Raw genomic sequence first — 25,660 nt, forward strand, 5'->3', positions numbered from 1 at the left:
TGGTCGCTCGCGCCCACGCGGCGGAGCCGCACGTCGAACACGGCCCCGCTCCCCTGGCCGCCGGCAAATGGCTGGCCCAGGCCGTGGCGCCCGGTTAGCCTCCCCCGGTGATCCAGCCGTTCATCGACCTGAGCCCGTTGCGCGTCTCGCCCGTCTTCCGGCGGCTGCTGGTCGGGCGGACCGTGTCCACGCTCGGCGGGGTCATGACCATGGTGACGGTCATGTACCAGGTGTGGGACATGACCCGCAGCACGGCGTGGACCGGTGCCGTCGGGCTCGCGCAGGCGCTGCCGCTGGTGGTGGTCGGGCTGTTCGCGGGCGCCCGGGTGGACCGGGCGGACCGGCGGCGGATCTATCTGACGGCGAACGTGGGCCAGGCGGCCTGTTCGGCGCTGCTGGCCGTGCAGGGCTTCACCGGGCACGTCCCGGTGGCGGCCGTCCTCGCGCTGGTCGCCGCGCAGTCGGCGTTCGGCGCGCTCGGTGCCCCGGCGGCCGGGGTCTTCGTACCGCGTCTGCTGCCGCGGGAGCAGGTGGCCGCGGGTCTGGCCCTGAACCAGATCACCGGCCAGTCGATGATGCTCCTCGGCCCGGCCCTGGCCGGTGTGCTGCTGGGCCGGCTGGGCACCGGCACCTGCTATCTGCTGGACGCCCTCAGCTTCGGCGTCGCCTTCTACGGCGCCTTCGGGCTGCCCGCGCTGCCGCCGCGGGGTGAGCCGTCGCGGGCCGGGCTGCACGGGGTGCTGGACGGGCTGCGGTTCCTGGCCGGGCACCGGGTGGTGCGGGGCGCGCTGGTCACCGATCTCGCGGCGACCGTGCTGTCCTTCCCGGTGAGTCTGTTCCCGCTGGTCAACGCCGAGCGGTTCGGTGACGACCCGCGCACGCTCGGCCTGTTCCTGTCGGCCCTGGCGGTGGGCGGCGTCACGGCCACCGCCCTGTCGGGTGCCGTGACCCGGCTCGGCCGGCCGGGTCCGGTGATGCTGGGCGCGGCGGCCGTCTGGGGTGCCGCGCTGGCGCTCTTCGGGCTGACCACCGACCCCTGGCTGGGCCTCGTCCTGCTCGCCGTCGCGGGCGCCGGGGACGCCACCTCGGTCGTCTCCCGGTCCACGATCGTGCAGACCCGCACCCCGGACGCGCTGCTCGGCCGGGTCACGGCGGCCGAGCAGATCGTCGGCCAGGCGGGCCCCAGCCTCGGCAATGTGCGCGGCGGTCTGGTCGCCGGCTGGGCCGGCGGAGCGGCCTCGCTGATCACCGGCGGCCTGCTGTGTCTGCTGGCGGTGGGCACGGTCGCCGCGACGACACCGGAGCTGCGGGACCGGGCGCCGGCTCCGGCCGACGGGGCCGCCGGGGCGCCGGATCTGGCCACCGACTCCCCCTGAGGGCCTCAGGTTGGTCCAACTCCCCCTGGTGTGATGGCAGTTGCTCCGATAGCTTCCGGCGCACATCTGTCTCACAGGGGAGAGTGCGCATGCGCAAGGTGCTCAGATGGCTGCTGGCGTTCACCGTGTTCATAGGCACGCTGAGCACGGCGGGCGCGGCCACCGCCGCCCAGTCCGGGCCCACCGACATCAAGGACCGGCTGCTCGCCATACCGGGCATGAGCCTGATCCAGGAGAAGCCGTACCCCGGCTACCGCTACTTCGTCCTGAACTACACCCAGCCGATCGACCACCGGCACCCGGACCGCGGCACCTTCCAGCAGCGGATCACCGTGCTGCACAAGGACACCAGCCGCCCGACCGTCTTCTACACCAGCGGCTACAACGTCTCCACGACCCCCTCGCGCCGCGAGCCCACCCAGATCGTGGACGGCAACCAGGTCTCCCTGGAGTACCGCTTCTTCACCCCGTCCCGCCCCGGCCCGGCGGACTGGTCCAAGCTCGACATCTGGCAGGCGGCGAGCGACCAGCACCGCGTGTTCGAGGCCCTCAAGCCGCTCTACGGCGGCCACTGGATCGCCACCGGCGGCTCCAAGGGCGGCATGACGGCGACGTACTACGAGCGCTTCTACCCGCGCGACATGGACGGCGTGGTGGCCTACGTCGCGCCCAACGACGTCGTGAACAACGAGGACTCGGCCTACGACCGCTTCTTCGCCGGCGTCGGCACCAAGGAGTGCCGGGACCGGCTGAACGCCGTCCAGCGCGAGGCGCTGGTGCGCCGGGGACCGCTGGAGAAACGGTACGAGCGGTTCGCCGGCGACAACGGCTACACCTTCGACACCGTCGGCAGCCTGGACAAGGCGTACGAGGCGGTCGTCCTCGACTACGTCTGGGGCTTCTGGCAGTACAGCCTGCTGAAGGACTGCGGCACCGTCCCGGCGGACGCGGCCCGGGCGAGCGACGAGGAGATCTGGAACTCGGTCGACACCATCTCCGGTTTCTCCGCCTACACCGACCAGGGCCTCGCGCAGTACACGCCGTACTACTACCAGGCGGGCACCCAGCTGGGCGCGCCGACCATCCACTTCCCTTACATCGAGGGGAAGTTGATCCGCTACGGCTACCAGCCGCCGCGCGACTACGTGCCCCGCTCCATCCCGATGCGCTTCCAGCCGCGGGCCATGCGGGACGTGGACACGTGGGTGCGGCACCACGCCACGCACATGCTGTTCGTCTACGGCCAGAACGACCCGTGGGGCGCGGAGCGGTTCCGGCTCGGCGCCGGCGCCCGTGACTCCTACGTCTTCACGGCGCCCGGCATGAACCACGGCGCGAACGTGGCGGGGCTGGTGCCGGACCAGAAGTCCCTCGCCACGGCTCGCATCCTGCAGTGGGCGGGAGTCTCCTCGGCGGACGTCGCCCGGGCCAGGCCCTTGGCGCGCTTCGACGCCGGGCTGGACGCCCGGGACGCCGAGCACGAGCCGGCCCTGCGTCCCTAGCGTCCGCGGCGTCCGTCGAGGACGGAGCGACGGCGGGTCCGGGGTGACCCGCCGTCAGCGCGACCGGCAGAGGGGGCCGGCCGGCCCGGCAGGGTACGCCCCCTCCCCCTCCGGGGGGTCACACCCGGCGGGCGCACCCCACCGGCCTGTTCCCGCCCAGCTGGACGTACAGCTGCGTCGACGCCGGGCAGTCGCCGCGCGTCGGTGCCGCCCCGGTGATCCGGTACTGGGGGCGGTGGTCGCCGGAGCCGTCGCAGGGGGTCTCGCGGACCTGGCCCGCGCCGGAGGTGTACACGCAGTCGCCGGGGACCGTGCGAGGGCCGCCTCCGCCGCCGGGGTCGCCGGGGTGCGGGGGCTCCAGGTTGCGCATGCAGGCGTAGCCCGGGGAGATCGCGGCCTGGGCGCTGATGTGCAGCACGAAGTCGGTGGTCGCCGGGCACAGGGGGCCGTCGGCGACCGCACCGTCGTAGCGGGCGACGACCCGGGCCGCCGCCCGCTCGCTCGCGCAGGGCACCTCGGTGAAGCTGGTCGTGCCGAAGGAGCTGCACTCGCCGACGGCGAGGAACTCGGCGCCGTAGGCGGTCGTGGCCGGGGTGGGGCGGGCGTCGCCGACGGGGGCGCCCGACGGGCCCCGGCAGCCGGTCAGCAGCGCGGCCGGCAGCAGGAACGCGAGGCACGCGGCCCCTACGGCACCTTTCCCACGCATGGCCATCCCCCCTGACACCCCCGTCCAGCGTGGCCCTTGGTAATGCGGCCACGCCAGATGTGCGGGGAGGTTTCCGCCTGTTGGGGGTGTTACGCCCGGTGTGTGGCGTACGACTAGTACGTCAGCCCGTGCCCGATCGGGTACAGCACCTGCGTGGGGTCGTCGGCCCGCTGCACCGGCACCGGCAGCTTGCCGCGCGGCGCCACGCGTCCGGCGATCACCCGTGCGGCGGCGCGCACTTCGACGTCCGTCCAGCCGTAGGAGGCCAGACAGGCCTTGACGATGGGGTACTGGGCCACGTCGTAGGGATTGCGGACCGCGAGTGCCGCGAGCGGCTTGCCCAGGGCCGACAGCTGGTCCACCAGCGTCTGCTGGGCGTTGCCGGCCGCCACGTTGTACGTCGCGACCACCACCGCGTCCGCGTCCTGCGCGGCCGTCACCGCCTTGGCGATGGTCGCGGCGGAGGGCGCCGTGCCGGTGGACAGGGCCGTGGCGGTGAAGCCCAGCTCGGTGAGGGCGGCGGCCAGCACGCCGGTGGGCGGACCGGTGGTGCCGGAGGGGGAGGCCGGGTCCGCGCCGACGACCAGCACGCGCGGCTCGGTGCGCGGGGAGAAGGGCAGCACGCGGTCCTCGTTGGCCAGCAGGGTCGTGGTCCGCTCGGCGAGCCTGTCGGCGGCGGCCAGGTGCGCCTTGGTGCCCACCGCGCGCTCGACGCTCGTGCGGCCGGCGCGCGCAGGACCGAAGAGGCCCAGCCGGGACTTCAGGCGCAGGATGCGCAGGATCGATTCGTCGAGCCGGGCCTCGGTGAGCTCGCCGTCCTGGACGGCCCTCAGCACCGCGTTCCAGGCCACGTCCAGCGACGGCGGGTTGAGCAGCTGGTCCACGCCGGCCTTCAGGGCGAGCACCGGCACCCGGTCGTCGCCGTACTTGGTGCGGACGCCGTCCATGCCGAGGGAGTCGGTGATCACCACCCCGTCGTAGCCGAGTTCGCCGCGCAGGATGCCGGTGAGGATCGGGTGGGAGAGGGTGGCCGGGTCGCCGGAGTCGTCCAGGGCCGGGAACTGGATGTGCGCGGTCATGATGGAGTCGATGCCGGCGGCGACCGCGGCCCGGAAGGGCTCGGCGTCCAGCTTCTCCCACAGCTCCCGGCTGTGGGTGATGACCGGGAAGCCGGTGTGGCTGTCGGTGGCGGTGTCGCCGTGGCCCGGGAAGTGCTTGGCGGTCGCCGCGACCCGGGACGCCTGATAGCCCTTCACCTCGGCGGCCACCAGCGCGGCGACCGCGTCCGGGTCGGCGCCGAACGACCGTACGCCGATGACCGGGTTGGCCGGGTTGACGTTGACGTCGGCGTCCGGGGAGTAGTCCTGGTTGATGCCCATCGCGCGCAGCTCGGCGCCGGAGATCCGGCCGAGGGTGTGCGCGTCCGCGCGGGAGCCGCCGGCGCCGATCGCCATCGCGCCGGGGAAGAGCGTGGCGGGCTTGCCGACCCGGCAGACCGCGCCGTGCTCCTGGTCGGTGGCGATGAGCATGGGCAGGCCGCGCGGCTGGCCGAGTGAGGCCTGCTGGATGCCGGCGGAGAGGTCCGCGATCTGCTGCGGGTCACGGGTGTTGTGGGCCCAGGTGAAGTAGATGATCCCGCCGACGCGGTACCTGGCGATCAGCTCGGCGGCCGTGCGGACGCCGATCTCCTTGAGGTTGGCGTCGATGTCGGCCTGGTCGGGGGCGGTGGCGGAGTGGCCGTAGACCCGCATCACGAAGAGCTGACCGACCTTCTCCTGAAGCGTCATCCGGGAGATCAGGGCGCGCAGCCGGCGGTCGGCGCCGGGGGTGGCGGCGCGGGCGGCCGTCGGCAGGGTCAGCGCGGCGGAGAGGCCCGCGGTCGCGGCGAGGACGGCGCGTCTGGACGGCCGTGCGGTGTTTCCCGTGCTTCCTGTGCTTCCCGTGCTGGTGTCGTCGCTTCCCGTGTCGTGCACGTGCGCTCCTTCCAGAGGAGAACCGCTGAAGGAAACTTCCGAGGAGTCAGCAATATCCGGGAAGTTTCTTTCCGTCAAGGGAATGCACAGTAACCGTCAAGAGGCCGCCACCGGCGCAGGGAGGGGGGCGCGCCGGTGGCGGCGGGCCGCCGGCCGTGCCGCGGCGGAGAGGGTGGGTCGGCGTTCGCGGCCAGTCGCGAGGGCCGACACCACGGCACGTGGGACTCGTCCGGCAACCCGCCCCTGGGACGGTTCCGGCGCGCGCCGGGTTCCCCCGCCCGGCGGAACAGGCAGGCGGAGGTGATGAGTGGGCCCGCTCAGGTCAGGCCGGGCCGGCCGTCAGCACAGGATCCAGCCCGTGCTGACCCCCTCCCGATCCACGGATCCCTTGATCCACACGCAGCGGTGGCCGGCGTGGACCGTCACCGGGCCCGCGTGGTGCACATAGCGGCCCTGGTCCACGACCGGACGGCTGCCGCGGGCCTGGACGCTGACGGACATCGCCTGGACGTGGCCGGGGTGCCGGGCGACGGTGACGGCACAGACGTAGCCGTCGCGCTTGTAGACGTGTGTGACGCCGGTGCTGAATGACAGGGTCCGCACCTCGCGCCCGGAGCAGCTGCCGGCCGTGCTCGCCTGCGCGCTGCCGGATGCCGCGAGAGCGAGCACCCCCGACGCGGCCAACACGGCCGCCCCGAGCGCCAGGCGCCGGCGTATCCCACCACTGTCCACTGTCGTCCTCCCCGCACCACGGTCGTCCCCCGGTGGCCGTACTGATGTACGGACGCACGACGTATGTCGGATGGTTGCACGGCCGTCAGCGGCACACGTGAACGGGGCCCTGAGGGATACGCCGAACCGCGGGACTCAGCGGGACGCGGTGACCGGTTCCTCCGGTTCCGGGCGCCCGACGAAGGTGCGCCACAGGGCGGCGTACCGGCCGTCGCGCGCGAGGAGTTCGTCGTGCGTGCCGTCCTCCGCGACCCGGCCGTGGTCCATCACCACCACGCGGTCCGCGCGGGCCGCCGTGGTCAGCCGGTGGGCGACCACCAGCGTCGTACGACGGCCGGCCAGGCGGTCGGTGGCCTGGTTGACCTGCGCCTCCGTGGCCAGGTCCAGGGCGGCCGTGGCCTCGTCGAGGAGCAGGATGTCGGGGTCCACCAGTTCGGCGCGGGCGAGCGCGATCAACTGGCGCTGCCCGGCCGAGAGGTTGCGGCCGCGCTCGGCGACCTCGTGCAGATAGCCGCCCTCCAGCGTGGCGATCATCTCGTGCGCGCCGACCGCCCGGGCCGCGGCCTCCACCTCGGCGTCGGTGGCGCCGGGACGGCCGTAGGCGATGGCGTCCCGGACGGTGCCCGGGAAGAGGTACGCCTCCTGCGGGACGACCCCGAGACGGTGCCGGTACGAGGTCAGGTCCAGGGCGCGCAGATCCGTGCCGTCGGCCGTGACCCGTCCGCCGGTGGGATCGTAGAAGCGCGCGACCAGCTTGACGAGCGTGGACTTGCCGGCGCCCGTCTCGCCGACGAAGGCCACCGTCTGCCCGGCCGGGATCGTCAGGTCGATGCCGGTCAGCGCCTCTTCTTCGGTGCCGTACGCGAAGTGCACGTCCTCGAAGACGATGTCACCGCGCAGCGACAGCACCTCCAGCGGTTCGTCCGCGGACCCCGTGGACGTCGGCTCGCGCAGCAGCTCCTGGATGCGGCCCAGGGAGACGGTGGCCTGCTGGTAGCCGTCGAAGACCTGGGACAACTGCTGCACGGGCGCGAAGAACAGGTCGATGTAGAGCAGGTACGCCACGAGGGCGCCGGTGGTGAGCGTCGCCGCCTCCACCCGGTGCGCGCCCGCCATCAGCACGGAGGCCGCCGCGACCGAGGACAGCAGCTGCACGAACGGGAAGTAGACGGATATCAGCCACTGACCGCGGATGCGGGCCCGCCGGTAGCTGTCGCTGCGCTCGGCGAACCGCCGCCCGCCGTCCCGCTCGCGCCGGAAGGCCTGCACGATCCGCAGCCCCGCCACCGACTCCTGCAGGTCGGCGTTGACCACCGACACGCGTTCACGGGCGAGTTCGTACGCCTTCACGCTCGCCCGGCGGAAGAAGAAGGTCGCGACGATCAGCGGGGGCAGCGTCGCGAAGACGACGAGCGCGAGCTGGACGTCGATCACCAGCAGCGCGACCATGATGCCGAAGAAGGTGACGACCGAGACGAACGCGGTGACCAGGCCGGTCTGCAGGAACGTCGACAAGGCGTCGACGTCGGTGGTCATGCGCGTCATGATCCGGCCGGTCAGCTCGCGCTCGTAGTAGTCGAGGCCCAGCCGCTGGAGCTGCGCGAAGATCTTCAGCCGCAGCGCGTACAGCACCCGCTCGCCGGTGCGGCCGGTCATCCGGGTCTCGCCGATCTGCGCGGCCCACTGCACCAGCACCGTCAGCAGGCCGAGCGACGCGGCCGCCCAGACCGCGCCGAGGGCCATCTTCGTCACGCCCGCATCGATGCCGTGCCGGATCAGCACCGGCAGCAGCAGGCCCGCGCCCGCGTCCACGGCGACCAGCAGCAGGCTGAGGAGCAGGGGCCGTCCGAAGCCGCGCAGCAGGCGGCGCAGACCGTAGGAGTCCTCGCGGCGGACCGCGCGGGCCTCGTCGATGTCCGGGGTGTCGGTGGCCGGGGGCAGCGCCTCCACCTGGGCGAGGAGCTCGGGGGTGGCGGGGGTGCCGCTGAGCGCCTGGTCCTTGGGGGTGCGGTCGCCGGTCCACAGCCGGGGGGTCACGCCCCGCTCGGCGTCGAACTCGGCGTCCAGCTCCTCACGGAGGGTCGTGTCCTCCGCCGGGGCGGCCGACGGGGCGTGCCCCGGGGAGACCCCGCCCAGCTCGTCCGGGTCGGTCAGCAGCCGCCGGTAGAGCGCCGAGCGCCGCTGGAGTTCCTCGTGGGTGCCGAGGTCGGCGAGCCGGCCGCCGTCGAGGACGGCGATGCGGTCGGCGAGGTTGAGGGTGGAGCGGCGGTGCGCGATCAGGAGCGTCGTACGGCCCTCCATCACCTGCCCCAGCGCCTCGTGGATCTCGTGCTCGACGTTGGCGTCCACGGCCGAGGTGGCGTCGTCCAGGACGAGCAGGCGCGGGTCGGTGAGCAGGGCGCGGGCGAGCGCGATGCGCTGGCGCTGGCCGCCGGAGAGGGTCAGGCCCTGCTCGCCGACCTTGGTGTCGTAGCCCTCGGGCAGCTCGGCGATAAAACGATCCGCCTGGGCGGCGCGGGCGGCCTTGTGGATCTCCTCCTCGGTCGCGTCGGGACGGCCGTAGGCGATGTTGGCGCGCACGGTGTCGGAGAAGAGGAAGGAGTCCTCCGGGACCAGGCCGATCGCCGCCCTGAGCGAGTCGAGGGTCAGCTCGCGGACGTCGTGGCCGCCGATCAGGACCGCGCCGTGGGTGACGTCGTAGAAGCGCGGGAGCAGCAGGGAGAGGGTGGACTTGCCGGAGCCGGAGGAGCCGACGACGGCGAGGGTCTCGCCGGGGCGGATCTCGAAGGTCAGGCCGTCGAGGACCTTGGAACCGCTGTCGTACCCGAACGACACGTCGTCGAACTCGACGGTCGCGGGCGCGTCGGCGGAAAGGGTCCTGGTGCCTTCGCGGAGCGTGGGCTCGGTGTCGATCAGCTCCAGGACGCGCTCGGTGCCGGCCCGTGCCTGCTGGCCGACCGTGAGCACCATCGCGAGCATGCGGACCGGGCCGACCAGCTGGGCGAGATAGCTGGAGAAGGCGACGAAGGTGCCGAGCGTGATGTGCCCGCGCACGGCCAGCCAGCCGCCGAGGGCCAGCATGGCGACCTGGCCGAGCGCCGGTACGGCCTGGAGGGCCGGGGTGAACCTGCTGTTCAGCCGGATCGTGCGCAGCCGGCCCGCGAAGAGTTTGCGGCCGACCTCCCGGAGTTTGCCGGTCTCCTGCTCCTCCTGTCCGAAGCCCTTCACCACGCGGACACCGCTGACGGCGCCGTCGACCACGCCCGCGACGGCCGCCGCCTGGGCCTGGGCGTACCAGGTGGCGGGGTGGAGCTTGCTGCGGCTGCGCCTGGCTATCCACCCGAGGGCGGGCGCGACGGCGAGGGCGACCAGGGTCAGCGGCAGCGACAGCCAGGCCATGATCGCCAGGGAGATCAGGAAGAGCAGGACGTTCCCGATGGTCATCGGGAGCATGAAGAGCAGGCCCTGGATCAGCTGGAGGTCGCTGGTGGCCCGGCCGACGACCTGTCCCGTGGACAGCTCGTCCTGGCGGCGGCCGTCGAGGCGGGTGATGGTGCCGTACATCTCGGTCCGCAGGTCGTGCTGGACGTCGAGGGCGAGACGGCCGCCGTAGTAGCGGCGGACATAGGTGGAGGCGTAGACGAGGAGGGCCGCGCCGATCAGGGCGCCGGCCCAGGGGGCCATGGTGCGGGTGTGGTTCCCGATCACGTCGTCGATGATCACCTTGGTGATCAGCGGGACCACGGCCATGACGGCCATGCCGGCCAGGGAGGAGCCGAGGGCGAGGACGACGTCCTTCGGATACCGCCAGGCGTATGCCGCCAGGCGTCGTGCCCATCCCCGTTGCGCTGCCACGCCGGTGCCTCCCTGTCGACCTGCTCTGCCGGAAGACACCAACGCGCACGTGAGCGGATTTCATCCCTCCGTAACAAAACGCTCCGCTGGTTCGGCCGTTTTCCGCGTGCGGGTCCGTCGTGGCCGGTCGCGCGCTCCCCGCACCCCTGGGCCGGTCACGCCACCGAGATCAGATTCGCACCCGCAAATAGTAGAACCTCGTCGTCTGGGCTGGATTCCGGTTGTCGTCGCTCACCAGCAGGGCCTTCAGGCGGCCCGAGTGGTCACGCCCTGTGATCGTCATGCCCTCGATGTTGTCCAGCAGGGGGTTGGGCTGGGGCTGCTTGGCCGTGGCGCCGAGGGAGGGGCAGGTGGCGATGTCGGCCAGGAGGGTCTTCTTGATCAGGTGGACGTCCGCCTGGCCGGTGAGGTCCTCGATGCCACTGGTGTCCGTCGCGTGGCGGGGGTCGGCCAGGTAGAGGCGGACGGTGTTGCCGACGCCGGGGGTGAAGCCGCGTTCCAGGACCAGCAGGCGGCCGTCGGGCGTGGCCTGCACCTCGGGGACGCCGAGGCCCGGGTCGGTGCGGTAGGCGTACTGGGCCGAGAGGCGGAAGTGGTCGCCCTTCGTGCGCTGCCAGGTCTGGAAGCGCACGATCCCCGCCGCGTCTCCCGAGAGCGCGCTCTCCATGGAGGCCAACAGGGTGTGCCCGCCCGGCAGCAGGGTCAGGCCCTCGAAGGTCTGGTTGTCCGTGGCGCGGCCGGCCGGGGCGACGAGCAGGGAGGACGGGACCGGGAGACGGTCGAGGATCCTGCCGTCGGCCGAGTAGCGGCGGACGGACGGCTCCGTCTCGGAGCTGATCAGCCGGGTGCCGTCACGGTCGACGACGAGGCCCTCGGAGTCGAGCTCGGCGCCCTTCTCGTCGGCGAGGTGGACGGCCGCCTCCGGCTGAAGGGTCCGCGCGTCCAGGTCGAACAGCGAGGAACGGTCCTCCAGGGCGGCGATCGAGCCGTCGCCCTCGACCGCGAGCGCGGAGAAGTTGCCGACGAAGGTGCCGTCGTACGTCGTCTTGTCGAGCGTGTCGGAGAAGCGGTCGATGGAGACCGAACGCGAACAGGCGTGTCCGCTCACGGAGTTGGCACCGGCGGGCCCGGCGGCGGTCAGCGAAGTGGCCGCCGCCAGGCAGGTGGTGAGGATGGCGAGTACGGTTCTCGGACGCATGCCCGCCACCGTAGGGCGGACGGGTGTCCGGCGGGAGACCGCCCCGTGAACCGCCCCGTGCCGCGTCAGCCCTGCGGCGGCACCGCGACGTACGCCTCACTGGGCTTGCTGGTCGGGGTGTAGACCGCGGTCGCGGAGGTGGTCGGCACGAGGTCCTTGTGGATGGCCTTGGCGACGTTCTGGATGGTGGTGACGCCGTAGTCCATCGTGCTGTTGTCCTGCGTCAGCACCGAGATCATGTAGTCGTGACCGGCGCCGTTGAAGGTGCCGAGGCTGTGCACCCGCCAGCCGTGCGTCGCGCGCTGCAGCCAGCCGTTCTTGACGTGCACGGAGACCGTGGACGGCGCGCCGGCCGGGGTGCCCCAGCGCTGCGAGGAGATGACCTGGCCCATCAGCTTCAGGATGTAGGCGCGGGAGTTGTCGCTCAGCACGCTGTTCTTGGCGGTGACGAGCTTGAGCAGCTTCTGCTCGTCGGTGACGTTCTCCTGGGTCAGTCCCCAGTAGCCGTTCGCGCCCGGCACGGTCTTCGTCATCCCGGCGGCGGCCAGGAAGCCCTTGATCTTCGTCATGCCCAGCTGCTTCCACAGCGTGGTCGTGGCGTTGTTGTCCGACTGGGTGATCATGGCCTTGGCGAGCGAGGCCTCTCGGTCCGTCAGGTACCGGTTGTGCTTCTTGGCGTCCCACAGCAGCGTGGCGAGCACGGTGACCTTGACGGTGCTGGCCGAGTCGTAGGAGCTGGTGGCGCGCAGGGTGCACGTGGTGCTGGTGCTGCGGTCGTACAGGCCGACGGCGACGGTGCCCTTGCGGTTCGCGAGGGCGGCCGTGATGTCCTTCTGCAGCTTGGCGGCCAGGCCCGCCTTGGCGGACGTACAGCTGACGGTGGGCGTGGCCGCGGCGGCCGGGGTGGCGGCGGCCACGGTGGGTATGAGCAGCGCGGCGCCGAGGGCGGCGGCGAGTGCGCCGGTACGTCTTGATGTCCGGGGATCCATACCCGCGTTGACGCACGGAACTGCCCGAATGGTTGTACGCCCGTTGCGGCGCGGACGTTCGGGAGACCCGGCAGATGGCAATGATTCGCTCATGCCGGAGGAGACGGACAGCGGATTCGTGCGGTCGGGACGGCTGTTCGCGGCGTCGGCGGTCCCGCAGTACCTGGTGTCGTCCGACCGGAAGCCGCTCGACCGGGGCGCGTCGGCCTCGACCAGTTGATGGCCCTGCGCGCCCGCGGCGGCCAGAGTGGGAGGCAGCGCAGGAGATATTCCGGCTGATCCCGGACCTTCTGTCACCGGGACGCCTGCCGCTCGGCGGCTTCAACGACGAGAAGCTCGCGGAGCACAGGGCGGGCTACGAGGCCCAGATGGCCGACTTCCTGAAGACGGCCGACGAAGTGGGGCACGTTCCGGTGTCCCGCCGGTGTCTCATCCCACAGGGCGTCCCAGCAGGTCGGAAGGTGGGACGTCCCGCACCGGCGGCAACCGCGCCGCAGGGCTGTCCGCGTCCTGGACCCGGCCTGCACTCTCGGTGGTGCACGACGGGCGGTGCGGTCCACCCCGCACCGCACCGGCATTCCGACCCAGGGAGCATCCATGCGATTCCGTACCGCGACCGCGGCCGTTCTGACCGCGTGCGCCATGGCCGGGAGCGGACTGGCCGTCTCCGCGCAGGCCGCGCAGGCCGCGCAGGCCGCGCCGGCCCACAGCCACACCGCGTCCGCCGCGGCCCGCCCCTCGTGTCCGTATCCGTACGTGTGCTTCTACAACGGCAACACGATGACGGGGAAGTTCAAGGACACCGGGTACTGGCAGAAGCTCGGCGCGAGCCGCAAGGCGAACGGCGCGTTCAACACCCGGCACGACGACGTGGCCTACGTGCGGTTCTCCAACTACCACACGATCTGCATGAGGCCGCGTGACGGATGGGCCTTCAACGGGGCGCACCCGACCCACGTGTACATCAGCACCTCCAGCAGGTGCCACTGAGACACCCCGGCTCCGGCCACCCCGCCCCGGCACGGATTCCACGCCGGGGCGGCGGCACGCGCCTATCCGAGATGCGTCGGCGCGAACATCCGGAGCACCGCCGGGAGGACCACCACCGAGGGGCCGGGCGCGGCCAGCGCCTTCGCCAGGTCCTCCTCCAGCGTCTGCGGGGTCGTACGGACTCCGGGCACGCCGAAGGACTCCGCCAGGGCCACGTAGTCGGGGCGGGTCAGTTCCGTGGCCGTCGCCCGCCCGAAGGCGTCCGTCATGTACTCGCGGAGGATGCCGTACCCGCCGTCGTCGACGATCAGCCAGGTGACCGGCAGGTCGTACTGGCGGGCGGTGGCCAGTTCCGCGATCGAGTACAGCGCGCCACCGTCGCCGGACACCGCCAGCACCGGGCGGCTGGGGTCGGCCGCCGCCGCGCCCAGCGCCGCCGGGAAGCCGTAGCCGAGGCCGCCGGCGCCCTGGGCGGAGTGCATGAGGTTGGTGCCCCGGGGGTCGAAGGCCGACCAGGCCCAGTACGCCAGGATCGTCATGTCCCAGAAGGACGGGGAGTCGTCGGGCAGGGCGCGCCGGACGGCGGCCAGCGCCTGCTGTTCCAGGGTGAGTTCCTGGGAGGCGATGCGTTCACCGACCCGGGACAGCAGCTCGCGCACCCGCTCCGGCGCCGACGCGTCCGTGCGCTCCTCGGCCGTCTCCAGCAGCGCCTGCAACGCCAGGCGCGCGTCCGCGTGGATGCCCAGCGCCGGGTGGTTGGACTCCAGTTTGCCGAGGTCGGCCTCGATCTGGATCACTCGGCCGCGGGGCTTGAACGTGTGGTAGTTGGACGAGAGTTCGCCGAGGCCCGAGCCCACGACCAGTAGGACGTCCGCGTCCTCCAGGAAGTCCGTCGTGTACCGGTCCTCCAGCCAGGACCGCATCGACAGCGGGTGCTCCCAGGGGAACGCCCCCTTGCCGCCGAACGTCGTCACCACCGGCGCCTGAAGCCTCTCGGCCAGCGCCAGCAGTTTCGCCGACGCGTCCGCCCGTACGACCCCGCCGCCCGCGATGATCGCGGGGCGGGCGGCACGGGACAGCAAGTCGGCCGCCACCGCCGTCAGTTCGGGGCGCGGGACCAGCTCCTCCGGCGTCGCGTCCGGCGCCGTCACCACCGGCAGCGAGGTCCCGGCGAGCAGTACGTCCTGCGGGATCTCCACCCACACCGGGCCGTGCGGGGCCGTCAGCGCCGACTTCCAGGCCGCCGCGATCGCGGACGGGATCTGGGACTGCGTACGGACCGTGTGGACCGACTTCACCACGCCCCTGAACGAGGCGGCCTGGTCGGGGAGTTCGTGGAGGTAGCCGTGGCGGCCGCCGCCCAGGCCGGCCGTCGGGATCTGGCTGCTGATCGCCAGCACGGGGGCCGAGGCGGCCGCCGCCTCCTGCAGGGCCGCGAGCGACGTCAGCGCGCCGGGGCCCGTGGAGAGCAGCAGCGGGGCGGCCTCGCCGGTGATCCGGCCGTACGCGTCCGCCGCGAAGCCCGCGTTGTTCTCCACCCGCAGGCCCACATAGCGCAGGGACGAGCGGCGCAGGGCGTCGAACATGCCGAGGGCGTGCTGGCCGGGCAGGCCGAAGACCGTCGTCGCGCCGAGCCCGGCCAGCGTCTCCACGACCAGGTCTCCGCCGTTGCGGCCCCCGGGAGGGTTCAGGGCTGCGGTGATCTGCGCCTCGGTCGGGCGGAGTACCAGGTCGTGGTCGTGAGTCACTGCTCTCGATCCCCCTAAGGAGCGTCAGGCGTTGCGGGCCGCCGCGATCTGGCGGCTCATGATGGTGGTCAGTTCGTACGCCGTGTGCGAGGCCGCGACCGAGGTGATCTCGGCGTGGTCGTACGCGGGCGCCACCTCGACGACGTCGGCCGACACGAGGTTGCAGGAGGCCAGGCCGCGCAGGATCTCCAGCAGTTCGCGGGAGGTCATGCCGCCCGCCTCCGGCGTGCCGGTGCCGGGCGCGTGGGCCGGGTCGAGGCAGTCGATGTCGATGGAGATGTACAGCGGGCGGTCGCCGATGCGCTGGCGCAGCTGGTCGGCGACCTCGTCGGCGCCCCGGCGGTAGATGTCGGCGGAGGTGACGATGCCGAAGCCCATCTTCTCGTCGTCGGTCAGGTCCTGCTTGCCGTACAGCGGGCCGCGGGTACCGACGTGGGAGAGGGCGGAGGTGTCGAGGATGCCCTCCTCCACCGCGCGGCGGAACGGGGTGCCGTGGGTGTACTCGGCGCCGAAGTAGGTGTCCCAGGTGTCGAGGTGGGCGTCGAAGTGGAGCAGGGCCACCGGGCCGTGCTTCTTCGCGACGCTCCTCAGCAGCGGCAGCGCGATGGTGTGGTCACCGCCCAGGGTCATCAGGCGGGCGCCGGTGCCGAGCAGCTCGTCCGCGGCGGCCTCGATGGTCTCGACGGCCTCGTTGATGTTGAACGGGTTCACGGCGATGTCGCCGCCGTCCGCGACCTGGGCGAGGGCGAAGGGCGAGGCGTCCTGGGCCGGGTTGTACGGGCGCAGCAGCCGGGACGCCTCGCGGATCGCGTTGCCGCCGAAGCGGGCGCCCGGCCGGTACGAGACGCCCGAGTCGAACGGCACGCCCACCACGGCGACGTCGGCGGTGCCGACCTCGTCCAGACGGGGCAGCCGGGCGAAGGTCGCGGGGCCGGCGTACCGCGGGATGCGGGAGGAGTCGACGGGGCCGCGGGGCGTCTCGTTGCTGCTCATGGTGAAATGCCTTCTTTCCTGCGCTTCGTCGCGCATGTGCTGCTTTCCATACGACTCTACTGGTGAGCCGGGACCGGTTCGGACGCGAGTTCGGGGTTCCGTCCGGCGAGGCGTTCGCGCCAGGTGGCGAGGACGGTCTCGTCGGTGGGCTTCGTCGCCAGGGATACGGCGACGTAGGCGGCGAGGGAGGCGGGCAGACCGTAGTAGACCGGCTCGTTGGCGAGGATGCCGTAGCCCGCCATCAGGCCGATCACCGCCAGACCGCCGACGATCACGGAGGCCAGCGCGCCCTGGACGGTGCCGCGCTTCCACAGCAGGCCGCCGAGGATCGGTACGAGCAGGCCGCCGACGAGGAGGTTGTAGGCGACGGTCAGCGCCTCGACCACGTTGTTCAGCGCGATGGCCGTACCGATCACCGCGACACCCATGACCAGGATGAACGCCCGGTTGCCCTTGACCTCGTCGTGGTCCTCGGACGACCGCCGGGCCATGCCCCGCAGCCGCGACCAGATGTCGTTGTTGGCGACCGTGGCGCAGGCGATCAGCGCGCCGGAGGAGGTGGACATGACCGCGGCGAGGGCGGCGGCCAGCACCAGCCCGCGTACGCCGACCGGGAGTTCGTCCTTGACGATGGTGGCGAAGGCGTCGTCGGGGCTGCCGAGCTTGGGGTAGAGCACCTTGGCGGCCGTGCCGATCACCGCGCCGGCGAGGGCGTAGGCCAGGCAGTAAGTGCCGGCCACGGTGCCGCCCCACTTGGCGGTCCTGTCACTGCGGGCGGTGAACACGCGCTGCCAGATGTCCTGGCCGATGAGCATGCCGAACGTGTAGATCAGGACGTAGGTGAAGATCGTCTGGCCGCCGATGCCCAGCGGGTCGAAGTACGAGGTCGGCAGCTTGGCCTTCATCTCGCTGAAGCCGCCGGCCTTGACGACCGCGATCGGCAGGAGCAGGAGCAGCACGCCGATGGTCTTCACCACGAACTGGACCATGTCGGTCAGGGTGATGGACCACATGCCGCCGAGTGTGGAGTAGGCGACGACGATCGAGCCGCCGAGGATGATCGCGACGGTCCGGTTCATGTCGAACAGGACGTCGAAGATCGTGGCGTAGGCGATCGTCGAGGTCACGGCCAGCATGAGGGTGTACGCCCACATGACCACGCCGGAGATGACCCCGGCCCGGCCGCCGTAGCGCAGGTCGAGCATCTCGGAGACGGTGTAGACCTTCAGGCGGGCGATGCGGGCGGAGAAGAAGACGGACAGGGCCAGCAGGCCGAGGCCGATGGTGAAGACCATCCACGCGCCGGAGAGGCCGTACTGGTAGCCGAGGCCGACGCCGCCGATGGTGGAGGCGCCGCCGAGGACGATCGCCGCCATGGTGCCGGAGTACATGGCCGGTCCGAGGCGGCGGCCGGCCACCAGGAAATCACTCTTGGACTTGGCGCGGCGCATGCCCCACCAGCCCATGGCCAGCATGCCGGCCAGATAGACGACGATCACTGTGTAGTCGACGGCCATGTGGGGCCCTCCTTCGCGCACATTCCGGTGGCGTGTCGTGCAGATGCGGTGGGGACGCGCCGGCAGCAGATCGCGGGGACATCCGCCCGTACCCGCGGCTGCCGTGCTGACTTGACACTAGGTGGCCGGAAAGCGACTGCGAAGTGTACGTTTCATCCATATGAACGGGGCGGGATGGAGGGAACGCACACCATGCCGGAGACGATCACCCCAGCGGTCCCACCGACCCCACCGGTACCGCTGTCGGCCCTGCTGGCCCGCGAGGACCTCGCCCTGCGCCAGATCGCGGGCCCGTCCGACCCGTCCACCGTGATCCACTGGGCGCACACCTCGGAGATGGCCGACCCCTATCCGTACCTGCTGGGGGGCGAGCTGCTGCTCACGGCGGGCGTGCACGTCCCGGAGGCGGCGGGCTCGGGCACCTACTTCGAGGACTACGTCTCCCGGATCGTCGCGGCGGGCGGCGCGGCCCTCGGTTTCGGCCTGGCCCCCGTGCACGACACGGTCCCGCGCGCCCTGGTCGCCGCCTGCGAGCACCACGGCCTCCCGTTGCTGGAGGTCCCGCCGCAGACCACGTTCTCCGGGGTGGCCCGCGCGGTGTGGCAGCTGATGGCCCAGGCCCGCCTGGCCGAACTGCGCCGGGTCACGGAGGCCCAGCAGAACCTCGCGGCGGCGGCCTCCCGCCCGGATCCGGTCCCCTCGGTGCTGCGCCGCCTGGCCCGGCACCTCTCCGGCCACGCAGTGCTCTACGGCCCCGACGGCACACCCGTCGCCACGGCGGGCCGGGAGCCGGCCGGGGAGACCGGCGCCGCCCTGACCCGGCTGGCGGCGGTGGTACGCCCCACCGGCGCTCCGGACCGCGCGGCCGAGGAGGGCCCCGCGAGGACCACCGCGCGGCAGCCCGCACCGGGAGGCACGCCCGGTGGCCGTACGACCGTCCCGACCGGGCAGGTCCCCGGCGGCGGCTCGCACGCGACGCCGGCCCGCTCCCCCGCCGCGCGCCCGGCCACGGCCACGCCCACCAGCGCCCCGGCCGCCTCCTTCGCCGCCGCTCCCGCTCCCGCCGCTCCGTCCCCGGGCCGCCCCCGGCCCACCTCGGCCACCGACACCGTCGGTGCGCAGCACCTCGCCGTCTACGCCCTCGGTTCCGGTGAGGGATTCGTCCTCGGGGTGGCCACCGCGCGCCGTGAGGCCGGGGACAACACCATCGCCTCCGTCGCCGCGGTGCTGCTGTCGCTGCTGACCGGGGAGCATCACAGCGGCGCCGGGGCGGCGCGGTCCTCGGCGCTGGTGCGGCTGCTGCTCGGCGCCCCGCCGGAGACGGTCGCGCCGCTGCTGGGAGAGGACCACTGGGTCGTCGTGCACGCCCGCCCGGAGGCCCAGCTGCCCGATGCCGTCACCGCCTCCGCGCTGGGTGCCGCCCTGGGTTCGCCGCTGGTCGACCTCGGCCGTGACGTCGTACGGGTGCTGGTGCCGGCCGGGCGGGCACCGGAGCCGCAGACGGGCTGGACGCTCGGGGTGAGCGCGGCCGTGGCGCCGCGGGAGTGGCCGGCCGCCGACGCCCAGGCGGCCCGTGCGCTGGCCAGGGCCCGTGCCACCCGCACCCCGCTCGTCCGGCACGGCGCCCGGCCGGGCCTGGAGGACCTGGTGCCGCGGGCGGATGCCGAGGCGCACGCCCGCGCGCTGCTCGCCCCGCTGGCCGGCCGTCCCGAACTCGCCGAGACCCTGCGCAACTGGCTGGGGCTGCACGGCAGTTGGGATCGCACGGCAGTGGCGCTCGACGTGCACCGCAACACCGTGCGGCAGCGGATCGCCCGCTGCGCCGCCCTGTTGGACGCCGACCTGGACGACCCGGACGTACGGATGGAGCTCTGGTTCGCGCTGCGGCACGGCTGACCTGGCGAGTGAGCCCCGTCCCAGCGGACCGTATGTCGAGGACGGCCGTGGCCCGCTGCCCCACAATGGACCCATGCCGATATCCGGGACACCCAGCCGCGCCCAGCTCGTCGACCACCTGGTGAGGACCCGTATCGCGGGGGACGTCGCCACGCCTCGCGAGAACAACCTCTCCCACTACCGCCAGCTCGCCAACGGTGTCCGCAACTTCTGGCTCGGCCTGGAGCTGGGCGACCGCTGGACGGACGAGCAGGACGTGCTCGCGGTCATGGCCGAGCGGGTGGGGGTCAACGACGATCCCGAGTACCGGTACGGGCAGGACACCATCGACCCCGAACTGACCGTGGACGCGCTGGAGCGGATGGCGGCACGGCTGCGCAAGGCGGCCGAGGACCGGCAGCGGGTGCTGTTCGCGACCGGTCACCCGGGCGGTCTGCTGGACGTGCACCGGGCCACGGCCGCCGCGCTGCGCGCCGCCGGCTGCGAGATCGTGGTCATCCCGGACGGGCTGCAGACGGACGAGGGTTACGTCATGCAGTTCGCGGACGTGGCGGTGCTGGAGCACGGGGCGACGCTGTGGCACACCCACTCCGGGGAGCCGATGCGGGCCATTCTGACGGGACTTGAGCGCGAGGGGCGTCCGCTGCCGGACCTGGTCGTCGCCGACCACGGCTGGGCCGGCTACGCGGGGCAGCACGGCCTGGACTCGGTGGGATACGCCGACTGCAACGACCCGGCGCTGTTCCTCGCCGAGTCCGAGGGCACGCTCCAGGTCGTCGTACCCCTCGACGACCACGTGCTCAGCCCCCGCCACTACGACCCGATGACGGCGTACCTGCTGGCGGAGGCGGGACTTTCCTGACCCGGCCCCGCGCCGCTCCGGCACGGCACTGTGCGGCCCCGCTCACGGGGCCGCACAGTGTGGGCGCACTCGGCACCGGCTCAGCTGCTGCTGGAGCTGCTGCTACCGGTGTTGCTGCTACTGGTGTTGTTGCTGTGGTTGCTGCTACTGCTACTGCTGCTGTTGTTGCTGCGGCTGGTGCCGGTGTTGCTCGTGTTGCCACTGCTGGTGTTGCCGCTGCTCTTGTTGCTGCTGCTGTTGTTGTTGCTGTTGTTGTTGCTGTTGTTGTTGCCCCAACCCCAGTTGCCCCAGTTGCCCCAGTTACCCCGGTTACCGCCCCAGCCCCAGCCGCCCCAACCGCGGCCGCCGCGACCGCCGTGGCGGTGGTGGCGGTGGTGACGCCAACCACCACAACCGCAGTCGACGACCCGGTTGTGGATGCTGAGGTTCTGGTGCACCGGGGCAGCCGAGGCGGTGCCCGCCGTGCCGATCGCGGCTCCACCCGCCAGCAGGAAGCCGGCGGTGGACATCACGACGTAACGCTTGACGCGCTGTGCTCGCATGAGAAGTTACCCTTCTGTGTCCATCATCTCCCGCGGCTCCGTGAGGAGTTCACGCAGGTGGATGGTCGGCGCCGTGCTCACTGAGGGGGACGTCACGGCGCGCTCTTCAGGTGTCACCGCAGGGGACTGACTGCACGGACGTCGCCGCCGACGTCTGCCGTTCCCGGAAACCGGAAACCGTCGGCCGGTTACGCCATGTGCTGCGGCGCTCACTCATAGAGACTAGAGCCACACGGGCCACTCGGCACCTCGAGGCGACATCAGTCACGCGGGACGCGGACGACACCCTCCTGGATGACGGTGATGGCGAGCCGTCCGTCCTGCGTGTAGATCCGGGCCTGGCCCAGACCGCGGCCGCCGTGCGCGGACGGCGACTCCTGGTCGTACAGCAGCCACTCGTCGGCGCGGAAGGGGCGGTGGAACCACATCGCGTGGTCCAGGGAGGCACCCACGACGTCCCCGACCGCCCAGCCGCCGCGGCCGTGCGCGAGCAGCACGGAGTCGAGGAGGGTCATGTCGGAGACGTAGGTGGCGAGGACGACGTGCAGCAACGGGTCGTCGTCCAGCTTGCCGTTGGTGCGGAACCACACCTGGCTGTGCGGCTCACGCGGCTCGCCGAACTGCCCGTACGGCGGCTCCTCCACGTATCTGAGGTCGATCGCCTCGCGGGCCTCCAGGAACCTCTCGACGACCTCGGAGGACAGGTGGCCGTAGCCGCGCAGCCGCTCCTGCGAGGTGGGCAGGGTCGCCGGGTCGGGCGAGGCGGGCATGGGCGCCTGGTGCTCCAGCCCCTCCTCGAACACCTGGAAGGACGCGGAGAGGTGGAAGATCGGCTTGCCGTGCTGGACGGCGACCACGCGGCGGGTGGTGAAGGACCGGCCGTCGCGGATGCGGTCGACGGTGTAGACGATCGGCGCGCCCGGGTCGCCGGGGCGCAGGAAGTACGCGTGCAGGGAGTGCGCGGGCCGGTCCGCGGGAACCGTCCGCCCGGCGGCGACCAGCGCCTGCGCCGCGACCTGCCCGCCGAAGACACGGGGTACGACGGCGGAGCGGGACTGGCCGCGGAAGATGTTCTCCTCGATCTGCTCGAGGTCGAGCAGATCGAGGAGATCCTGGAGTGCCTGACTCATGGCTTTGGTTGTACCGGCCAGTGATTGCGGCCGGCTTACAGGCCCATGTCCTTCGCGATGATCGTCTTCATGATCTCGCTGGTGCCGCCGTAGATGCGGTTGACGCGGTTGTCCGCGTACAGGCGGGCTATCGGGTACTCGTTCATGTAGCCGTATCCGCCGTGCAGCTGGAGGCAGCGGTCGATGACGCGGTGGGCGACCTCCGTGCAGAACAGCTTGGCGGAGGCGGCCTCGGCGGGGGTCAGCTCGCCGGCGTCCAGGGCCTCCGTCGCGCGGTCGGCGACGGCCTCGGCCGCGTCCACCTCGGCCTGGCAGGCGGCCAGTTCGAACTTGGTGTTCTGGAAGTGGGCGACCGGCTTGCCGAAGACGGTGCGCTCCTGGACGTACTGCTTGGCGAACCGGACGGCGGCCTTGGCCTGCGCGTAGGCGCCGAAGGCGATGCCCCAGCGCTCGGAGGCCAGGTTGTGGCCCAGGTAGTAGAAGCCCTTGTTCTCCTCGCCGAGCAGGTCCTCGACCGGCACCTTGACGTCGACGAAGGCCAGCTCGGCGGTGTCGGAGGTCTTCAGGCCCAGCTTGTCGAGCTTGCGGCCGACGGAGTAGCCCTCGGACTTGGTGTCGACGGCGAAGAGGGAGATGCCGTGGCGGCGGTCCTCGGCGGTCGGCGCGGAGGTTCGGGCGCACACGATCACGCGGTCGGCGTGGACGCCGCCGGTGATGAAGGTCTTGGCGCCGTTGAGGACGTAGTGCGTGCCGTCCTCGCTCAGCTTGGCCGTGGACTTCATGCCCGCGAGGTCGGAACCGGTGCCCGGCTCCGTCATCGCGATGGCCCACATCTCCTCGCCGCTGACGAACTTCGGCAGGTAGCGCTTCTTCTGCTCGTCGTTGGCGAGCATCTTGATGTAGGGCAGGGCGAGCAGCACGTGCACGCCGGAGCCGCCGAACTGGACGCCCGCGCGGGCGGTCTCCTCGTAGAGGACCGCCTCGAACTTGTGGCTGTCCAGGCCCGCGCCGCCGAACTCCTCGGGCACGTTGATGCCGAAGATGCCCAGCTCACCGAGCTTGTAGTAGAAGTCTCGCGGCGCCTGGCCGACGGCGAACCACTCGTCGTAGACCGGGACGACCTCGGCCTCGATGAAGGCGCGGAGGGTCTCCCGGAACGCCTCGTGATCCTCGTTGAACACCGTACGGCGCACGGCTACCTCCACGTCCCTCGGCAGATCGGCATGTCTAAGCGCTTGCTCAGAGACAACCGTACCGGCGAGTACGGAACGCCGTCCAGGGGGGTCCGGCCGTAACGCTCGTCACGCCCGCGGGGCAGGCCCGGCGGCTACTCCCGCCCCGCCGCCTCGAACGCCCCCCGGGCCATCCGGTGCAGCAGCGCCGCCGTGGTCCCCCGGCCCGGCAGGGTGCCCGCCCGGCCCAGGTGAGGTGTGGAGTTCAGCAGACCGAAGACCGAGTGGACGGCCGAGCGGGCCGCCGGTTCGGTCAGGGCCGGGTAGGCCTCGCGGACCACCTCCACCCACAGCTCGACGTACTGCCGCTGGAGCTGCCGCACCAGCTTGCGGTCGCTGTCGCGCAGGCGGTCCAGCTCCCGGTCGTGCAGGGTGATGAGGGGACGGTCGTCCAGGGCGAAGTCGATGTGACCCTCGATCAGGGAGTCCAGGACCGCGAAGGCCCCGGTGCCGCCGTCGGCCTCCGCCAGGCGCCGCTTGGCCCCGGTCAGCAGCTGGCCGCTGATGCCGACCAGCAGCTCGGCGAGCATCGCGTCCTTGCCCGGGAAGTGCCGGTACAGCCCGGGACCGCTGATGCCGACCGCGGCCCCTATCTCGTCGACGCCGACGCCGTGGAAACCGCGTTCGGCGAAGAGCCGCGCGGCTTCCTTGAGGATCTGCTCGCGGCGGGTGGGGGCGTCGGTTCTGGTGACCATGCGGCCAATTCTAGACAGGGAGGTTAGCGGTCGTTAACCTGAAGGAAATGGTTAACGCTCATTAACTGGTTCGATCACCTGGTGAGGGGACCGCAGGATGCACGAGGCACCGGAGCTCCAGAGCGCGGCGGATCCCGCGTCGGAGGCCTGGCGGGCCAATGAACAAGCCCATCTCGGGCTCGTCGAGGAACTGCGCGGCAAGCTGGCCGCGGCGGCCCTCGGCGGGGGCGAGAAGGCACGCGCCCGGCACACCGCGCGGGGCAAGCTGCTGCCGAGGGACAGGGTGGACACGCTGCTGGACCCCGGGTCGCCGTTCCTGGAGCTGGCTCCGCTGGCGGCCGACGGGATGTACGACGGCCAGGCCCCGGCCGCCGGTGTGATCGCCGGGATCGGGCGGGTCAGCGGGCGCGAGTGCGTGGTCGTCGCGAACGACGCGACCGTCAAGGGCGGCACGTACTACCCGATGACGGTGAAGAAGCACCTGCGCGCCCAGGAGGTGGCCCTCGACAACCGGCTGCCCTGCGTCTATCTCGTCGACTCCGGTGGCGCCTTCCTGCCGATGCAGGACGAGGTGTTCCCGGACCGCGAGCACTTCGGGCGGATCTTCTACAACCAGGCCCGGATGTCCGGCGCCGGGATCCCGCAGATCGCGGCCGTCCTCGGGTCGTGCACGGCCGGCGGCGCGTACGTCCCGGCCATGAGCGACGAGGCGGTGATCGTCCGCAACCAGGGCACCATCTTCCTGGGCGGCCCGCCGCTGGTGAAGGCGGCCACCGGTGAGGTCGTGACGGCGGAGGAGCTGGGCGGCGGCGAGGTCCACTCGCGCGTGTCCGGGGTCACCGACCACCTCGCCGAGGACGACGCGCACGCCCTCAGGATCGTGCGGAACATCGTCGCCACGCTCCCGGCCCGGCAGTCCCCGCCCTGGGAGGTGCGGCCCCCGGTCGAGCCGAAGGCCGACCCGTACGGGCTGTACGGCGCGGTCCCGGTCGACTCCCGCACCCCCTACGACGTCCGCGAGATCATCGCGCGCGTGGTCGACGGCTCGCGGTTCGCCGAGTTCAAGAGCGAGTTCGGGCAGACCCTGGTCACCGGCTTCGCCCGGATCCACGGCCACCCGGTCGGGATCGTCGCCAACAACGGCATCCTCTTCTCCGAGTCCGCCCAGAAGGGCGCGCACTTCATCGAGCTGTGCGACCAGCGCGGGATCCCGCTGGTGTTCCTGCAGAACATCTCCGGATTCATGGTCGGCAAGGACTACGAGGCGGGCGGCATCGCCAAGCACGGCGCCAAGATGGTCACCGCCGTCGCCTGCACGCGCGTGCCGAAGCTGACGGTGGTGGTCGGCGGGTCGTACGGCGCGGGCAACTACTCGATGTGCGGCCGGGCCTACTCCCCCCGCTTCCTGTGGATGTGGCCCAACGCCAAGATCTCGGTCATGGGCGGGGAGCAGGCCGCGTCCGTGCTGGCGACCGTCAAGCGGGACCAGCTGGAGGCGCGCGGCGAGGAGTGGCCCGCCGACGAGGAAGAGGCCTTCAAGGCGCCGGTCCGCGCTCAGTACGAGCGCCAGGGCAACGCCTACTACGCCACCGCCCGCCTCTGGGACGACGGCGTGATCGACCCGCTGGAAACCCGTCAGGTCCTGGGCCTCGCCCTGACGGCCTGCGCCAACGCGCCCCTGGGAGACCCCCAGTTCGGCGTCTTCCGGATGTGAGGAGGGGAAC

20 protein-coding genes are annotated in these 25,660 nt (G+C 72.0%); 7 read left to right on the forward strand and 13 right to left on the reverse strand.

The window, feature by feature from the left end; translation table 11 throughout:
* Positions 1-107 precede the first annotated feature (107 nt).
* Together AB0D93_RS13400 and AB0D93_RS13405 are read left to right on the forward strand one after the other, a co-directional pair.
* Positions 108-1,376, forward strand: coding sequence for an MFS transporter (locus AB0D93_RS13400; RefSeq protein ID WP_362117936.1), 1,269 nt, complete (start codon positions 108-110; stop codon positions 1,374-1,376).
* A gap of 89 nt (positions 1,377-1,465) precedes the next feature.
* Positions 1,466-2,878, forward strand: a complete 1,413-nt coding sequence (locus tag AB0D93_RS13405; RefSeq protein WP_362117940.1) for a S28 family serine protease — start codon at positions 1,466-1,468, stop codon at positions 2,876-2,878.
* A gap of 118 nt (positions 2,879-2,996) precedes the next feature.
* On the opposite strand, the gene AB0D93_RS13410 is transcribed toward AB0D93_RS13405, so the two are convergent.
* From AB0D93_RS13410 to AB0D93_RS13435, 6 genes are all read right to left on the reverse strand, one after another.
* Positions 2,997-3,584, reverse strand: a complete 588-nt coding sequence (locus tag AB0D93_RS13410) for a hypothetical protein (protein ID WP_362117943.1) — start codon at positions 3,582-3,584, stop codon at positions 2,997-2,999.
* A 113-nt stretch (positions 3,585-3,697) separates the two neighbouring features.
* Complete coding sequence (locus AB0D93_RS13415) at positions 3,698-5,557, reverse strand: glycoside hydrolase family 3 protein (RefSeq protein ID WP_362117946.1); 1,860 nt, start codon at positions 5,555-5,557, stop codon at positions 3,698-3,700.
* 339 nt (positions 5,558-5,896) lie between these two features.
* On the reverse strand, positions 5,897-6,289 hold the full coding sequence (locus AB0D93_RS13420) for a hypothetical protein (protein WP_362117949.1): 393 nt from the start codon (positions 6,287-6,289) through the stop codon (positions 5,897-5,899).
* Positions 6,290-6,424: 135 nt separating this feature from the next.
* On the reverse strand, positions 6,425-10,144 hold the full coding sequence (locus tag AB0D93_RS13425) for an ABC transporter ATP-binding protein (protein ID WP_362117953.1): 3,720 nt from the start codon (positions 10,142-10,144) through the stop codon (positions 6,425-6,427).
* 169 nt (positions 10,145-10,313) lie between these two features.
* Positions 10,314-11,342, reverse strand: a complete 1,029-nt coding sequence (locus AB0D93_RS13430; protein WP_362117956.1) for an esterase-like activity of phytase family protein — start codon at positions 11,340-11,342, stop codon at positions 10,314-10,316.
* Positions 11,343-11,407: 65 nt separating this feature from the next.
* Positions 11,408-12,331, reverse strand: coding sequence for a serine hydrolase (locus AB0D93_RS13435; RefSeq protein WP_362117959.1), 924 nt, complete (start codon positions 12,329-12,331; stop codon positions 11,408-11,410).
* A gap of 91 nt (positions 12,332-12,422) precedes the next feature.
* On the opposite strand from AB0D93_RS13435, the gene AB0D93_RS13440 reads away from it, so the two are divergent.
* Entirely contained in the window at positions 12,423-12,551 is a 129-nt protein-coding gene (locus AB0D93_RS13440) for a hypothetical protein (protein WP_362117962.1), read from the forward strand.
* Between the two features lie 377 nt (positions 12,552-12,928).
* Complete coding sequence (locus AB0D93_RS13445) at positions 12,929-13,321, forward strand: hypothetical protein (RefSeq protein ID WP_362117965.1); 393 nt, start codon at positions 12,929-12,931, stop codon at positions 13,319-13,321.
* Between the two features lie 62 nt (positions 13,322-13,383).
* Here the strand turns inward: AB0D93_RS13445 and AB0D93_RS13450 are convergent, their stop codons facing one another.
* The 3 genes from AB0D93_RS13450 to AB0D93_RS13460 are packed head-to-tail and all read right to left on the reverse strand — an operon-like array spanning position 13,384 to position 17,579.
* On the reverse strand, positions 13,384-15,069 hold the full coding sequence (locus tag AB0D93_RS13450) for a thiamine pyrophosphate-binding protein (RefSeq protein ID WP_362117968.1): 1,686 nt from the start codon (positions 15,067-15,069) through the stop codon (positions 13,384-13,386).
* Positions 15,070-15,093: 24 nt separating this feature from the next.
* Positions 15,094-16,062 (reverse strand): agmatinase, encoded by a 969-nt coding sequence (speB, locus tag AB0D93_RS13455; protein ID WP_055706451.1) that lies wholly within the window; start codon positions 16,060-16,062, stop codon positions 15,094-15,096.
* Between the two features lie 56 nt (positions 16,063-16,118).
* A complete protein-coding gene (locus tag AB0D93_RS13460; RefSeq protein WP_362117972.1) occupies positions 16,119-17,579 on the reverse strand; it encodes a sodium:solute symporter in 1,461 nt (486 codons plus the stop codon).
* A gap of 192 nt (positions 17,580-17,771) precedes the next feature.
* Between AB0D93_RS13460 and AB0D93_RS13465 the strand changes: the two genes are divergently transcribed.
* Both AB0D93_RS13465 and AB0D93_RS13470 read left to right on the forward strand, forming a co-directional pair.
* On the forward strand, positions 17,772-19,475 hold the full coding sequence (locus AB0D93_RS13465; protein WP_362117975.1) for a PucR family transcriptional regulator ligand-binding domain-containing protein: 1,704 nt from the start codon (positions 17,772-17,774) through the stop codon (positions 19,473-19,475).
* A gap of 73 nt (positions 19,476-19,548) precedes the next feature.
* On the forward strand, positions 19,549-20,337 hold the full coding sequence (locus tag AB0D93_RS13470; RefSeq protein WP_362117978.1) for a phosphatase: 789 nt from the start codon (positions 19,549-19,551) through the stop codon (positions 20,335-20,337).
* An 80-nt stretch (positions 20,338-20,417) separates the two neighbouring features.
* On the opposite strand, the gene AB0D93_RS13475 is transcribed toward AB0D93_RS13470, so the two are convergent.
* From AB0D93_RS13475 to AB0D93_RS13490, 4 genes are all read right to left on the reverse strand, one after another.
* A complete protein-coding gene (locus tag AB0D93_RS13475; protein WP_362117981.1) occupies positions 20,418-20,879 on the reverse strand; it encodes a hypothetical protein in 462 nt (153 codons plus the stop codon).
* A 260-nt stretch (positions 20,880-21,139) separates the two neighbouring features.
* The gene (tesB, locus tag AB0D93_RS13480) at positions 21,140-22,009 is read right to left on the reverse strand and encodes an acyl-CoA thioesterase II (RefSeq protein WP_362117984.1); all 870 of its coding nucleotides are present in this window, start codon (positions 22,007-22,009) and stop codon (positions 21,140-21,142) included.
* Positions 22,010-22,044: 35 nt separating this feature from the next.
* The gene (locus tag AB0D93_RS13485; protein WP_362117987.1) at positions 22,045-23,202 is read right to left on the reverse strand and encodes an acyl-CoA dehydrogenase family protein; all 1,158 of its coding nucleotides are present in this window, start codon (positions 23,200-23,202) and stop codon (positions 22,045-22,047) included.
* 134 nt (positions 23,203-23,336) lie between these two features.
* A complete protein-coding gene (locus tag AB0D93_RS13490; RefSeq protein ID WP_362117990.1) occupies positions 23,337-23,936 on the reverse strand; it encodes a TetR/AcrR family transcriptional regulator in 600 nt (199 codons plus the stop codon).
* Between the two features lie 97 nt (positions 23,937-24,033).
* Here AB0D93_RS13490 and AB0D93_RS13495 point away from each other — a divergent pair, with 97 nt between their 5' ends.
* A complete protein-coding gene (locus AB0D93_RS13495) occupies positions 24,034-25,650 on the forward strand; it encodes a carboxyl transferase domain-containing protein (protein ID WP_362117993.1) in 1,617 nt (538 codons plus the stop codon).
* Positions 25,651-25,660 lie beyond the last annotated feature (10 nt).

The sequence above is a fragment of the Streptomyces sp. NPDC048191 genome (assembly GCF_040652655.1).
GTDB lineage: Bacteria > Actinomycetota > Actinomycetes > Streptomycetales > Streptomycetaceae > Streptomyces.

Bases quoted from the DNA above. Each gene is read 5' to 3' on its own strand.
- AB0D93_RS13405 (WP_362117940.1), top strand. From the start codon at position 1,466: ATGCGCAAGGTGCTCAGATGGCTGCTGGCGTTCACCGTGTTCATAGGC.
- AB0D93_RS13410 (WP_362117943.1), bottom strand. From the start codon at position 3,584: ATGCGTGGGAAAGGTGCCGTAGGGGCCGCGTGCCTCGCGTTCCTGCTG.
- AB0D93_RS13430 (WP_362117956.1), bottom strand. From the start codon at position 11,342: ATGCGTCCGAGAACCGTACTCGCCATCCTCACCACCTGCCTGGCGGCG.
- AB0D93_RS13435 (WP_362117959.1), bottom strand. From the start codon at position 12,331: ATGGATCCCCGGACATCAAGACGTACCGGCGCACTCGCCGCCGCCCTC.
- AB0D93_RS13440 (WP_362117962.1), top strand. From the start codon at position 12,423: ATGCCGGAGGAGACGGACAGCGGATTCGTGCGGTCGGGACGGCTGTTC.
- AB0D93_RS13445 (WP_362117965.1), top strand. From the start codon at position 12,929: ATGCGATTCCGTACCGCGACCGCGGCCGTTCTGACCGCGTGCGCCATG.
- speB (WP_055706451.1), bottom strand. From the start codon at position 16,062: ATGAGCAGCAACGAGACGCCCCGCGGCCCCGTCGACTCCTCCCGCATC.
- AB0D93_RS13460 (WP_362117972.1), bottom strand. From the start codon at position 17,579: ATGGCCGTCGACTACACAGTGATCGTCGTCTATCTGGCCGGCATGCTG.
- AB0D93_RS13465 (WP_362117975.1), top strand. From the start codon at position 17,772: ATGCCGGAGACGATCACCCCAGCGGTCCCACCGACCCCACCGGTACCG.
- AB0D93_RS13470 (WP_362117978.1), top strand. From the start codon at position 19,549: ATGCCGATATCCGGGACACCCAGCCGCGCCCAGCTCGTCGACCACCTG.
- AB0D93_RS13475 (WP_362117981.1), bottom strand. From the start codon at position 20,879: ATGCGAGCACAGCGCGTCAAGCGTTACGTCGTGATGTCCACCGCCGGC.
- tesB (WP_362117984.1), bottom strand. From the start codon at position 22,009: ATGAGTCAGGCACTCCAGGATCTCCTCGATCTGCTCGACCTCGAGCAG.
- AB0D93_RS13490 (WP_362117990.1), bottom strand. From the start codon at position 23,936: ATGGTCACCAGAACCGACGCCCCCACCCGCCGCGAGCAGATCCTCAAG.
- AB0D93_RS13495 (WP_362117993.1), top strand. From the start codon at position 24,034: ATGCACGAGGCACCGGAGCTCCAGAGCGCGGCGGATCCCGCGTCGGAG.